Origin of the sequence: Erwinia sp. Eh17-17 (assembly GCF_039675725.1) — a bacterium.
Classification (GTDB): domain Bacteria; phylum Pseudomonadota; class Gammaproteobacteria; order Enterobacterales; family Enterobacteriaceae; genus Erwinia.
In genome coordinates this window covers 378,044-391,098 of the sequence record NZ_JBDFQT010000004.1, presented here as the reverse complement: position 1 = coordinate 391,098, position 13,055 = coordinate 378,044, and the positions used below count along the sequence as shown (strand labels likewise).

At 55.3% G+C, this 13,055-nt stretch carries 11 protein-coding genes; 5 read left to right on the top strand and 6 right to left on the bottom strand.

The window, feature by feature from the left end:
* The first annotated feature begins 66 nt into the window (after window positions 1-66).
* Window positions 67-1,380, top strand: a complete 1,314-nt coding sequence (locus tag ABEH87_RS14225) for an NCS2 family permease (RefSeq protein WP_346577060.1) — start codon at window positions 67-69, stop codon at window positions 1,378-1,380.
* A 41-nt stretch (window positions 1,381-1,421) separates the two neighbouring features.
* On the opposite strand, the gene ABEH87_RS14220 is transcribed toward ABEH87_RS14225, so the two are convergent.
* The 6 genes from ABEH87_RS14220 to rpmH form a co-directional block, all read right to left on the bottom strand.
* Window positions 1,422-2,165 (bottom strand): 4'-phosphopantetheinyl transferase superfamily protein, encoded by a 744-nt coding sequence (locus tag ABEH87_RS14220; RefSeq protein ID WP_346577058.1) that lies wholly within the window; start codon window positions 2,163-2,165, stop codon window positions 1,422-1,424.
* A 156-nt stretch (window positions 2,166-2,321) separates the two neighbouring features.
* Window positions 2,322-3,686 carry a tRNA uridine-5-carboxymethylaminomethyl(34) synthesis GTPase MnmE gene (gene mnmE, locus ABEH87_RS14215; protein ID WP_346577056.1) on the bottom strand — a complete coding sequence of 455 codons (1,365 nt, stop codon included), beginning with the start codon at window positions 3,684-3,686 and terminating at the stop codon, window positions 2,322-2,324.
* A 141-nt stretch (window positions 3,687-3,827) separates the two neighbouring features.
* The gene (gene yidC, locus ABEH87_RS14210; RefSeq protein ID WP_346577054.1) at window positions 3,828-5,474 is read right to left on the bottom strand and encodes a membrane protein insertase YidC; all 1,647 of its coding nucleotides are present in this window, start codon (window positions 5,472-5,474) and stop codon (window positions 3,828-3,830) included.
* Window positions 5,475-5,492: 18 nt separating this feature from the next.
* Window positions 5,493-5,735, bottom strand: coding sequence for a membrane protein insertion efficiency factor YidD (gene yidD / locus ABEH87_RS14205; protein WP_191935249.1), 243 nt, complete (start codon window positions 5,733-5,735; stop codon window positions 5,493-5,495).
* Window positions 5,699-6,058, bottom strand: a complete 360-nt coding sequence (gene rnpA, locus ABEH87_RS14200) for a ribonuclease P protein component (protein ID WP_062744083.1) — start codon at window positions 6,056-6,058, stop codon at window positions 5,699-5,701. The genes yidD and rnpA overlap by 37 nt, the downstream gene beginning before the upstream one ends.
* A gap of 17 nt (window positions 6,059-6,075) precedes the next feature.
* Entirely contained in the window at window positions 6,076-6,216 is a 141-nt protein-coding gene (gene rpmH / locus ABEH87_RS14195) for a 50S ribosomal protein L34 (RefSeq protein WP_003023858.1), read from the bottom strand.
* A 636-nt stretch (window positions 6,217-6,852) separates the two neighbouring features.
* Between rpmH and dnaA the strand changes: the two genes are divergently transcribed.
* The 4 genes from dnaA (at window position 6,853) to gyrB (ending at window position 12,955) form a co-directional block, all read left to right on the top strand.
* Window positions 6,853-8,244: a chromosomal replication initiator protein DnaA gene (gene dnaA / locus ABEH87_RS14190; protein ID WP_346577051.1), complete on the top strand. Its 1,392-nt coding sequence runs from the start codon at window positions 6,853-6,855 to the stop codon at window positions 8,242-8,244.
* A 2-nt stretch (window positions 8,245-8,246) separates the two neighbouring features.
* Window positions 8,247-9,347: a DNA polymerase III subunit beta gene (dnaN, locus tag ABEH87_RS14185; protein ID WP_346577049.1), complete on the top strand. Its 1,101-nt coding sequence runs from the start codon at window positions 8,247-8,249 to the stop codon at window positions 9,345-9,347.
* Window positions 9,348-9,443: 96 nt separating this feature from the next.
* Window positions 9,444-10,529, top strand: coding sequence for a DNA replication/repair protein RecF (gene recF / locus ABEH87_RS14180; protein WP_346577048.1), 1,086 nt, complete (start codon window positions 9,444-9,446; stop codon window positions 10,527-10,529).
* 17 nt (window positions 10,530-10,546) lie between these two features.
* A complete protein-coding gene (gene gyrB / locus ABEH87_RS14175; protein WP_346577046.1) occupies window positions 10,547-12,955 on the top strand; it encodes a DNA topoisomerase (ATP-hydrolyzing) subunit B in 2,409 nt (802 codons plus the stop codon).
* Window positions 12,956-13,055: the final 100 nt, after the last annotated feature.

Below are 13,055 nucleotides of genomic sequence, written 5' to 3'. Positions count from 1 at the left end.
TCCCAAAATCTGAATTTTGGGGTAGGATAACCGCCGACAACTTTTTCTCCGTTCTGGAAACACATAATGACGAATCCCGGTCTGTTACAACGGATTTTTAAATTGCAGGAGCATGGTACCACCGTCCGTACTGAGGTGATTGCTGGTTTCACCACCTTCCTGACGATGGTCTATATCGTTTTTGTTAACCCGCAAATCCTGGGCGTGGCGGGTATGGATACGCAGGCGGTGTTTGTCACCACCTGCCTGATTGCTGCCTTTGGCAGTATTCTGATGGGGCTGGTGGCAAACCTGCCGGTGGCACTGGCACCGGCCATGGGCCTGAACGCCTTCTTCGCCTTTGTGGTGGTCGGCGCGATGGGGATTTCCTGGCAGATCGGGATGGGGGCTATCTTCTGGGGCGCGGTAGGCCTGCTGCTGCTGACCATTTTCCGCGTGCGTTACTGGATGATTGCCAATATTCCGCTCAGCCTGCGCGTGGGCATCACCGCCGGTATTGGCTTGTTTATCGCCATGATGGGGCTGAAAAATGCAGGCATCATTGTCGCCAATGAAGCGACGCTGGTGACCGTGGGTAACCTCACCTCGCACAGTGTGCTGCTGGGGGCGTTAGGCTTCTTTATTATCGCTATCCTGGCCTCACGCAATATTCATGCGGCGGTGCTGGTATCGATTGTCGTCACGACCGGGATTGGCCTGGCGATTGGTGATGTGAAATACACCGGCATCTTCTCGGCGCCTCCTGCGGTGACCTCCGTACTGGGGCAGGTTAACCTGAAGGATTCACTGAATATCGGGATGGCCGGGATTATCTTCTCCTTTATGCTGGTGAACCTGTTTGACTCCTCCGGGACGTTAATCGGCGTGACGGATAAAGCCGGTCTGACCGACGAGAAGGGCAAATTCCCGCGGATGAAGCAGGCGCTTTACGTTGACAGCATCAGCTCCGTTGCCGGTTCCTTTATCGGCACCTCTTCCGTGACCGCCTACATCGAAAGTTCGTCTGGCGTGTCCGTTGGCGGGCGTACTGGCCTGATGGCGGTAGTGACGGGTGTCCTGTTCCTGCTGGTGATGTTCCTGTCGCCTCTGGCGGGCATGGTTCCGGCGTATGCAGCCGCAGGCGCGCTGATCTATGTCGGCGTGCTGATGACGTCCAGCCTGTCTCGCGTGAAGTGGGATGATCTGACCGAAGCAGTTCCGGCGTTTGTCACTGCGGCAATGATGCCGTTCAGTTTCTCAATTACTGAAGGGATCGCGCTGGGCTTCATTTCTTACTGCGTGATGAAGCTGGGTACCGGACGCTGGCGTGAAATCAGCCCGTGTGTCGTGGTGGTTGCGCTGTTGTTCGTACTGAAAATTGCGTTTGTTGACGCGCATTAATTCCGCTGCCGGGTGGTGGTAACGCCACCCGTATTATCCGTTCAGGAGTAATACTGCGTTTTTTCTGCTGGCAGGCTGGTGAGACGTAACGTTCGTGGCCCCAGATTGTGGGCATGGACATTAAAATCCCCGAGTGACTCCCATCCATCATCACCGTTGTATTCCCACAAGCGCAGTCTGTCAGTGCCCGGCGACAGCGCACAGGACCAGACCAGCAAAGGCTCAACGTCGCACAGTGCCTGAATATCTGGCCAGCTCACCGAGCGCAGACGGCCTGATGCCGGGTGCAGCTGTAGCGAGTTCATTCCGTCAGCCCCTTCCCCCGTTAGCTTGAGAATACTCTGGCGCAGCGTCCAGATCTGGGTTGAGGCTTCGACAGCATCATTTTGTGCGTTAATCCATGCTTTCTCTGCTGAAGACAGACACTCGAAATGATGTTCCAGCGTCTGGCGACTGTGCGCACGAATGATCTCCATATCCAGCCCGGCGCGGCCTCCTTCTTCGGCTAACACCACGCCGACCATGCTACCGGCATAGGCAAAGCTGAAATCAGGGAGGTCAGGGTCAGCAAAGCAGGGGCGTCCGCTGGCGGTGGTGATCACTTCGGGCAGCGTTGGCATCCCGTATACGCGCAGCATCAGTTCTGCGAGCAGGGTGCGGGCAGCCAGATAACGGGTACGGCGCTTTTCGGAAAATCTGTTGGCGTGCTCGACGATCTGCAGGGGAAGTCGGTGTATCCGGGTTCGGGTCTGGGCAAGGGCCCAACGTGCAAAATGACTTGCCATCTGTCGCTCCGTGAAAATGGTCGGATAATCATCACTACTATTGTAAGAATATTCTTATCAAATTTCACCTGGGATTCCATTCCCAGGGGCATTTTCGGACTATTGTCACTGTTTACTGGCGGATTGCTGGTTCAATTGAGCTTTTCAGGAAGGGAATTATTTCCCAATGCAGAAACTGGAGAAAATACGCCCTAACAGATCGTCCGAGCTGAATTCTCCGGTAATTTCACTCAGTGACTGCTGCGCCAGACGCAGTTCTTCCGCCAGTAGTTCACCCGCCCATGCGCCCAGCAGCTGATCTTTACCCTGCTGTAAGTGAGTGGCTGCCAACTCCAGCGCCTGCAGGTGGCGGCGACGCGCCAGAAAGCCACCTTCCATATTGCCGGAGAAGCCCATGCTCTGTTTCAGATGATCGCGCAGCACATCAATGCCGTCTCCGGTGCGTGCCGACAGGCGAATAAGTGAGTGACCATTTACTTCGGTCAGACCGAGCGTCTCGCCAGTTTTATCCGCTTTATTACGTACCACGGTGATCGGCAGGGTTTGCGGCAGGCGGGCAATAAAGTCCGGCCAGATCGCCGCAGGTTCGGTGGCGCCGGTGGTGGTCCCGTCCACCATAAACAGCACTCTGTCCGCCTGTTCAATCTCATTCCATGCACGTTCGATACCGATACGCTCAACTTCATCGCCCGCTTCACGCAGCCCGGCGGTATCAATAATGTGCAGCGGCATCCCGTCAATATGAATATGTTCACGCAGGACGTCGCGCGTGGTGCCGGCGATATCGGTGACAATCGCGGCCTCACGCCCGGCCAGCGCGTTCAGCAGGCTGGATTTACCGGCATTAGGACGCCCGGCGATCACCACCTTCATCCCTTCGCGCAGTAGACTGCCCTGACGCGCTTCGGCGCGTACGCCGTCAAGATCGGCAATCACCTGGTGCAGCTGAGCCTCGATTTTGCCATCGGACAGGAAGTCGATCTCTTCATCCGGGAAGTCGATAGCCGCTTCTACGTAGATTCGCAGGTGAGTAAGTGCTTCCACCAGATGATTCACGCGGGCGGAGAAAACCCCCTGCAGCGAGTTCACCGCTGAGCGTGCTGCCTGCTCGGAGCTGGCATCAATCAGGTCGGCAATCGCCTCCGCCTGTGCCAGATCCAGTTTGTCATTGAGGAAGGCGCGCTCAGAAAACTCCCCCGGATTGGCAATGCGCAGACCGGGCAGCGCGACAATACGTTTTAGCAGCAGGTCGAGGATCACCGGGCCGCCGTGACCCTGCAATTCCAGCACGTCTTCACCGGTAAACGAGTTCGGACCAGGGAACCACAGTGCGATACCCTGATCGAGCGTGCTGCCGTCAGCATCACGGAACGGCAGATAGTCGGCGTAACGGGGTTTGGGAAGTTTACCCAGCAGCAGCTGCGCGACGTCGGCAGCTTTGCTGCCGGAAATACGCAGAATGCCGACACCGCCGCGGCCAGGAGGCGTCGCCTGCGCGACGATAGTATCGCTATGGCTCATGTTGAATTCTCTTTTTTGGAAAAAAAAAGGCGGTCATGATGACCGCCTTAGTGTAAGCGTTGTACGTACTGTTAGCACGGGGCGACCCCTACATGGTAGGGGCTGACCTTCTGTTTCGGTCAGCCCGCAACATCAAACGAGTTACGCTTTTTTCTTGTCGCGGCTGTGCAGACCACGCTTTTCCAGGCCGCGATAAATCAGCTGCTGCTGGAGGATGGTCACCAGGTTACTGACGATGTAGTACAGCACCAGACCAGAAGGGAACCACAGGAAGAACACGGTGAAGATGACCGGCATAAAGGTCATGATCTTCTGCTGCATCGGGTCGGTCACGGTGGTTGGCGACATCTTCTGAATGAAGAACATCGTGATACCCATCAGGATCGGCAGGATGTAGTACGGGTCCTGTGCTGCCAGGTCATGGATCCACAGTGCGAACGGCGCGTGACGCAGTTCCACGGAGCCCATCAGCATGTAGTACAGGGCCAGGAAGATTGGCATCTGGATAACCAGTGGCAGACAGCCGCCCAGCGGGTTCACTTTCTCCGCCTTATACAGCGCCATCATCTCCTGACTCATCTTCTGCTTATCGTCACCTAAACGCTCACGCATCGCCTGAATCTTCGGCTGCAGCATGCGCATTTTCGCCATGGAGGTGTACTGCGCTTTAGTCAGCGGGTACATGATGCCACGAACGATAAAGGTGATAACGATAATCGAGAAGCCCCAGTTACCGATAAAGGTGTGCAGGAACTTCAGCAGTTTGAACAGCGGCTGAGAGATAAACCACAGCCAGCCGTAATCCACGGTCAGGTCCAGATGTGGGGCAACGGCCGCCATCTTGTCCTGAATTTCCGGGCCAACCCACAGGGTGGCTGCCAGCTGCTGCTGCGAGCCGGGTGCAATGGTGACCGGAGCCGACTTGAAGCCAACCGCAGCAATACCGTTACCCAGATTGCTGGTGTACAGCGTGTTGCTGCCCGCCGTCTGTGGCACCCATGCGGTCGCGAAATACTGCTGCATCATCGCCACCCAACCGTTGGTGGTAGTGGTGCTCAGGTTTTCGTTTTCGCTGATTTTGTCGAATTTATACTTCTCGTAGTTGGTCTCACTGCTGGAGTAAGCCGCGCCACGGAAAGTGTGCAGCGCAAAGTTGCTGCTGCCGGTATCGCGATGCTTAGGCAGTTCAATCGACTGCTTCAGCTGACCAAACATAGACACTTCCAGCGGCTGCTGAGAGGCGTTGTTGATCTGATAGTCGACGTTAATGGCGTATTCACCGCGCTTCAGCACGAAGGTCTTGGTGTAGGTCGCGCCGTTCTCAGCCGTAAAGGTCAGCGGGATACGCAGTTCGCTCTGGCCATCTGCCAGCTCGAAGTGATCCTGGCCTGCGGTATACAGAGGACGTGCGCCGTTCGCCGGGTTGTCCGGGCCATTACGACCGGTCAGGCCACTTTGTGCCTGATACAGGAAGCCTGGCGTGGTTTCCAACAGCTGGAAAGGCTTGTCAGAACCCAGTGAGTCCGGGTAAGTCAGCAATAGCGCCTGATCAATATCGCCACCGCGAGTATTGATGTTCAAAGACAGGACATCAGTCTTAACGGTGATCGTTTTGCCCTGTCCGCTGGCAGGGACACCCTGGTTTGCGGCATCACCGGCAGCGCTGTTCGTGTTCTGTGTGGTCTGGGTCTGCAATGGCTGCGGAGCGTGGTCCGTCTGCCAGGCTTGCCAGATCATAAAGGACACGAACAGAAAAGCGATGAGGAAAAGATTGCGTTGCGAATCCATCGTTAATGTTCTCTGGGATCAATGGTTATGTGGCGGCACCGGATCGTCGCCACCCGGGTTTAAGGGGTGGCATTTTAATATGCGTTTCATCGTCAACCAACTCCCTTTTACCACCCCAAACCTGCGCAATGCCTCAATACCGTATTGCGAACAGGTGGGATGGAAACGGCAGTGGGGTCCTAACAGCGGACTGATTACGCGTTGATAGACGCGAATCAGCGCGATCAGGACCCGCGAGCCAGGCGACAATGGCGACGCCATAATTTCTCCAACGCTTCCGTCAGTGCCTTATTATCCAGATCGGCAACACCCTTTTTCGCTACGATCACAAAATCCATCGCGGGCAATTCATGCTGACGCAGACGAAAGCTTTCGCGGGTCAATCGCTTGATCCGGTTACGTTCGTGGGCACGTTTAACATGTTTTTTAGCGACGGTAAGACCGATGCGGGGATGCCCCAGCGCGTTCAGGCGGCCGAGAATAGTAATTTGCGGCGTGCCAGCCCGTTGTGGCTGCTGGAAGACGAAAGTGAAATGAGTGGGAGTTAACAAACGTAACTCCCTGGGAAATGCGAGCTTAACCACTCAGCGGTTAGCTTTTGTTACTTAGAAACGGTCAGACGAGAACGGCCTTTAGCACGACGACGTGCCAGAACCTGACGACCATTTTTATTTGCCATACGAGCACGGAAACCATGTGAACGGTTGCGCTTCAGTACGGACGGTTGAAAAGTGCGTTTCATGGCGATTTCTACCTAAACTTGAAAAATTTCACTTGGTGACGCGTTAACTGGCCCGAAAAAACGACCGACGCCTCAGTGTGTCTTTAATAAAGAGGCGGGATTGTAATAATTGTACAGTCCAGAGTCAATTTACTTCGCGTGAAAAGCGCGCCTTGATTGCCCGTAGTGACTCACTGGTTCAGCCAAAAGGGCTATGGCGCCACACGCCGGGGCACAAATTATACGGTGTCCGTTAAAAAGCGCAAGGATCGTCCAGGATCTTCTTGCGATCCCGTTACATTGTATTTGCGGCAATAACGTGACGGCGCCATTAAATTTCAACGAATGCAGACGATCCTGAATGCCTTTTGCTCCGGGTGGCGTAAACTTATCCCCGCTGTACATGCCTGTGGATAAATTGGATCAAAACTGTGTAGAAAGTGAAGATCTCTGCTGCGCTTTACGCTATGATCCGCCCTTCCGCTAACGATCCTCCGGGTCGGATCCTCCTCCGAAAGCATACGATGATGCCGGGGACGGGCGGAGTAACCGTGGATAGCGGTTCGCATGTGGCTCATCGGCATGCGTCAACAATGATGAAATTATCGCTTCAGCGCCTTTTATATCTTATCGAATTTTTTTCGAGTGGAGTCCGCCGTGTCACTAACGCTTTGGCAACAGTGTCTTGCCCGCCTGCAGGATGAGCTACCTGCCACAGAATTCAGCATGTGGATACGCCCCTTACAGGCTGAACTCAATGACAATACGCTGGCCTTGTATGCACCAAACCGTTTTGTACTCGATTGGGTTCGGGATAAATACCTGAATAATATCAATGCCCTGCTTAATGATTTTTGCGGGGCAAATGTACCGTTATTGCGTTTTGAAGTGGGCAGCAAGCCGGTCGCGCAGACCATCAGCCAGCCGGTGATGGCCAGCGCACATGCCAGCGCGCCAGGCATCATTACCCGGCCTGCGCCCATGCGCCCAAGCTGGGACAACATGCCCGCTCCGGCGGAGCTGTCCTACCGCTCGAATGTGAACACCAAACATAACTTTGACAACTTCGTTGAGGGTAAATCGAACCAGCTGGCACGCGCGGCGGCGCGTCAGGTGGCAGATAACCCAGGCGGAGCGTATAACCCACTGTTCCTGTATGGCGGCACTGGCCTGGGGAAAACGCACCTGCTGCATGCGGTGGGTAACGGGATCATGGCGCGCAAGCCAAACGCGAAAGTGGTGTATATGCACTCAGAGCGTTTTGTCCAGGACATGGTTAAGGCACTGCAGAACAACGCTATCGAAGAGTTTAAGCGCTACTACCGCTCGGTCGATGCGCTGCTGATCGATGACATTCAGTTCTTTGCCAATAAAGAGCGTTCTCAGGAAGAGTTTTTCCACACCTTTAATGCGCTGCTGGAAGGTAATCAGCAGATCATTTTGACCTCGGATCGCTATCCGAAAGAGATCAACGGGGTGGAAGATCGTCTGAAATCGCGCTTCGGCTGGGGCCTGACGGTGGCGATCGAGCCGCCGGAACTGGAAACCCGCGTCGCGATCCTGATGAAGAAAGCCGATGAAAATGACATCCGCCTGCCGGGTGAAGTGGCGTTCTTTATTGCCAAGCGTCTGCGTTCTAACGTGCGTGAACTGGAAGGCGCATTGAACCGCGTGATCGCCAATGCCAACTTTACCGGTCGTGCCATCACCATCGATTTTGTGCGCGAAGCACTGCGCGATCTGCTGGCACTGCAGGAGAAGCTGGTCACCATTGATAATATTCAGAAGACGGTCGCTGAATATTATAAAATCAAAGTCGCCGATCTGCTGTCGAAGCGACGTTCCCGCTCGGTTGCCCGTCCGCGCCAGATGGCGATGGCGATGGCCAAGGAACTGACCAACCACAGTCTGCCGGAAATCGGTGATGCTTTCGGGGGTCGTGACCACACTACCGTGCTACATGCCTGCCGTAAAATCGAGCAGCTGCGTGAAGAGAGTCATGACATTAAAGAAGATTTCTCAAATCTAATCAGAACATTATCTTCCTGACTATGAAATTTATTGTAGAACGTGAGCATTTACTCAAGCCATTACAGCAGGTCAGCAGCCCGTTAGGTGGTCGTCCGACGCTGCCCATTCTCGGCAACCTGTTATTGCAGGTTACTGAAGGCACGCTGCTGTTAACGGGGACCGATCTGGAAATGGAGATGGTCGCCCGCGTTGCGCTGACGCAGGACCATGAGCCAGGCGCCACGACGGTGCCCGCGCGCAAATTCTTTGATATCTGCCGTGGTCTGCCTGAAGGCGCTGAGATCACGGTGATTCTGGAAGGTGAAAGAATGCTGGTGCGCTCCGGCCGCAGCCGCTTTTCGCTTTCCACCCTGCCCGCCAGCGACTTCCCGAACCTGGATGACTGGCAGAGCGAAGTCGAATTCACGCTGCCGCAGGCTACGCTGAAACGCCTGATTGAAGCCACGCAGTTCTCAATGGCTCATCAGGACGTGCGTTACTACCTCAACGGCATGCTGTTTGAAACCGAAGGCGAAGAGCTGCGTACCGTGGCGACGGACGGGCACCGCCTGGCGGTCTGTTCCATGCCGGTGGGGCAGCCGCTGCCGAGCCATTCGGTGATCGTGCCGCGTAAAGGCGTGATTGAGCTGGTACGCCTGCTGGACGGCGGCGAGACGCTGTTGCAGGTGCAGATCGGCAGTAATAACATTCGTGCTCACGTCGGTGATTTTATCTTCACATCGAAGCTGGTTGACGGACGTTTCCCTGATTATCGCCGCGTATTGCCGAAGAATCCGGATAAAACGCTGGATGCAGGCTGCGACCTGCTGAAGCAGGCATTTTCCCGTGCGGCAATCCTTTCTAACGAGAAGTTCCGCGGCGTTCGCCTCTATATCAGCGAAAATCAGCTGAAAATCACGGCGAACAACCCGGAGCAGGAAGAAGCGGAAGAGATGCTGGATGTCACCTATGGTGGCACCGATCTCGAAATCGGTTTTAACGTCAGCTATGTGCTCGATGTGCTGAATGCGCTGAAGTGTGAAAACGTGCGTCTGCTGCTGACCGATTCGGTATCCAGCGTGCAGATCGAAGATGCAGCAAGCCAGTCCGCAGCCTATGTTGTGATGCCAATGCGATTATAATTATCGGGCTAACTTGCCTGCACCGTTGACGCCCTGGCCTGTCGTTAAGAAAGGACAGGGTGCTGCTCCATCGCCTGTATTGGAATTCCGTCTGCTATGGCTTTAACCCGCCTTTTAATTAAAGACTTCCGTAATATTGAAAACGCGGACCTGGCGCTGGCACCCGGATTTAATTTCCTGGTGGGGCCCAACGGCAGCGGTAAAACCAGCGTGCTGGAAGCGATTTACACCCTGGGGCACGGCCGGGCGTTCCGCAGTTTGCAGGCGGGCCGCGTGATCCGCCACGAGCAGGATGCGTTTGTGCTGCACGGGCGTATTGCCGGCAACGAGCGTGAAGTTTCCGTCGGTTTGACGAAAAACCGCGCCGGTGACAGCAAGGTGCGCATCGACGGCAGCGACGGGCATAAAGTGGCCGAGCTGGCGCAGATGCTGCCGATGCAACTGATTACCCCGGAAGGGTTTACCCTGCTGAACGGTGGCCCGAAGTACCGTCGTGCCTATATCGACTGGGGCTGCTTTCACAACGAGCCGGGATTTTTCAACGCGTGGAGCAACCTCAAGCGCCTGTTAAAACAGCGTAATGCGGCGCTGCGCCAGGTGTCGCGCTATCAGCAGATCCGCGCCTGGGACCAGGAGCTGGCTCCGCTGGCAGAGCAAATCAGCCTGTGGCGTGCGGCCTACAGCGAAGCGATTGCCGCAGACATTAACGCCACCTGCGCGCAGTTTCTGCCAGAGTTTCAACTCAGCTTCTCTTATCAGCGCGGCTGGGATAAAGAGAGCGACTATGCCGAACTGCTCGAACGCAATTTTGAACGCGATCGCGCACTGACTTACACCGCCAGCGGCCCCCATAAAGCGGACTTTCGTATTCGCGCAGAGGGGACGCCGGTGGAAGATTTGCTGTCACGCGGCCAGTTAAAGCTGCTGATGTGCGCCCTTAGGCTGGCGCAGGGTGAGTTTCTCACCCGACAGAACGGGCGACGTTGCCTGTATCTGATAGATGATTTTGCCTCTGAGCTGGACGAAACGCGTCGCCACCTGCTGGCAGCGCGCTTAAAAGCCACTCAGGCCCAGGTTTTTGTCAGTGCCATTGCACCGGAGCATGTCTTCGACATGACTGACGAAAAGGGCAAGATGTTCAACGTAGAACAGGGTAAAATAGCGGTTCAACCTGAAGATTAAACGAGCGAGAAAAGTTGATGTCGAATTCTTATGACTCCTCCAGTATCAAAGTTCTGAAAGGGCTTGATGCTGTACGCAAACGCCCGGGTATGTATATCGGCGATACGGATGACGGCACCGGTCTGCATCACATGGTATTTGAGGTCGTGGATAACGCCATTGACGAAGCGCTCGCCGGTCACTGTTCCGATATTCTTGTTACTATTCATGCGGATAACTCTGTTTCTGTGGTGGATGATGGCCGTGGTATTCCTACCGGCATCCATGAAGAAGAAGGTATCTCAGCCGCTGAAGTGATCATGACCGTGCTGCACGCAGGCGGTAAGTTCGATGATAACTCCTATAAAGTCTCTGGCGGCCTGCACGGCGTTGGTGTTTCCGTGGTTAACGCCCTGTCGGAAAAACTGGAACTGACCATTCGCCGCGAAGGCAAGGTACACCAGCAGACCTACGTTCACGGCGTGCCGCAGGCCCCGTTGAGCGTCAGCGGTGAAACCGACCTGACCGGAACGCGCGTACGCTTCTGGCCAAGCCACCAGACTTTTACCAATGTCACTGATTTTGAATATGAGATCCTGGCAAAACGCCTGCGTGAGCTGTCGTTCCTGAACTCTGGCGTCTCTATCAAGCTGGAAGATAAGCGCGACGGTAAAAGCGACCACTACCACTATGAAGGCGGTATCAAGGCGTTTGTTGAGTATCTGAACAAGAACAAAACCCCGATCCACCCGAATGTATTCTACTTCTCTACTGAGAAAGACGGCATTGGTGTGGAAGTGGCGCTGCAGTGGAATGACGGTTTCCAGGAAAACATCTACTGCTTTACCAACAACATCCCGCAGCGTGATGGCGGTACCCACCTCGTCGGTTTCCGTACCGCGATGACCCGTACCCTGAATGCTTACATGGATAAAGAAGGCTACAGCAAAAAAGCCAAAGTCAGCGCCACCGGTGACGATGCGCGTGAAGGCCTGATTGCTGTGGTTTCGGTTAAAGTGCCGGATCCGAAATTCTCCTCACAGACTAAAGATAAACTGGTCTCCTCTGAGGTGAAAACGGCGGTTGAGCAGCAGATGAACGAACTGCTGGCAGAATACCTGCTGGAAAATCCGGGCGATGCCAAAATCGTTGTGGGTAAAATCATCGATGCAGCCCGTGCCCGTGAAGCGGCGCGTCGTGCGCGTGAAATGACCCGTCGTAAAGGCGCGCTGGACCTGGCAGGCCTGCCGGGCAAACTGGCTGACTGTCAGGAACGCGACCCGGCTCTGTCTGAAATCTACCTGGTGGAAGGGGACTCTGCGGGCGGCTCTGCCAAACAGGGGCGTAACCGTAAAAACCAGGCCATCCTGCCGCTGAAAGGTAAAATCCTCAACGTGGAAAAAGCGCGCTTCGACAAGATGCTCGCTTCGCAGGAAGTGGCAACGCTGATTACCGCACTCGGCTGTGGCATTGGCCGTGACGAGTACAACCCGGACAAACTGCGCTATCACAGCATTATCATCATGACCGATGCCGATGTGGATGGTTCACACATCCGTACGCTGCTGCTGACGTTCTTCTACCGTCAGATGCCAGAAATCATCGAGCGTGGCCATGTGTATATTGCACAGCCACCGCTGTATAAGGTGAAGAAGGGCAAGCAGGAACAATACATCAAAGATGATGACGCGATGGACCAGTACCAGATCGCTATCGCGCTGGACGGCGCGACGCTGCATGCTAATGCCAGCGCTCCGGCACTGGGCGGCAAGCCGCTGGAAGATCTCGTGTTTGAGTTCAACAGCACGCGTAAGATGATCAAACGTATGGAGCGCCGTTATCCGGTGGCGCTGCTGAATGCGCTGGTTTATAACCCAACGCTGAGCGATCTGACCGCCGAAGCGCCGGTGCAGAGCTGGATGGATGTGCTGGTGAAGTACCTGAACGACAACGATCAGCACGGCAGCACCTACAGTGGTCTGGTACGTGAAAACCTTGAGCTGCACATCTTTGAGCCGGTGCTGCGTATCAAGACTCACGGCGTGGACACCGACTATCCGCTGGACAGCGAATTTATGCTCGGCGGTGAATACCGTAAGCTGTGCGCCCTGGGCGAGAAGCTGCGCGGGCTGATTGAAGAAGACGCGTTTATTGAGCGCGGCGAACGCCGTCAGCCGATTGCCAGCTTTGAGCAGGCGATGGAATGGCTGGTGAAAGAGTCACGCCGTGGTCTGACCGTTCAGCGTTACAAAGGTCTGGGCGAGATGAACCCGGACCAGCTGTGGGAAACCACCATGGACCCGGAGAGCCGTCGTATGCTGCGTGTCACCATCAAAGACGCCGTGGCCGCTGACCAGCTGTTCACGACGCTGATGGGTGATGCGGTAGAACCTCGCCGCGCCTTTATCGAAGAGAACGCCCTGCGCGCGGCGAACATCGATATCTGATCGCCGGTGCGGCCGCTTAATGGCCGCTCAACCTGTAAGGGGCGACTTTCTTTTCCGCTCGCCCCGCAGCGAACAGCAGACCTTCGGGTCTGCTTTTTTT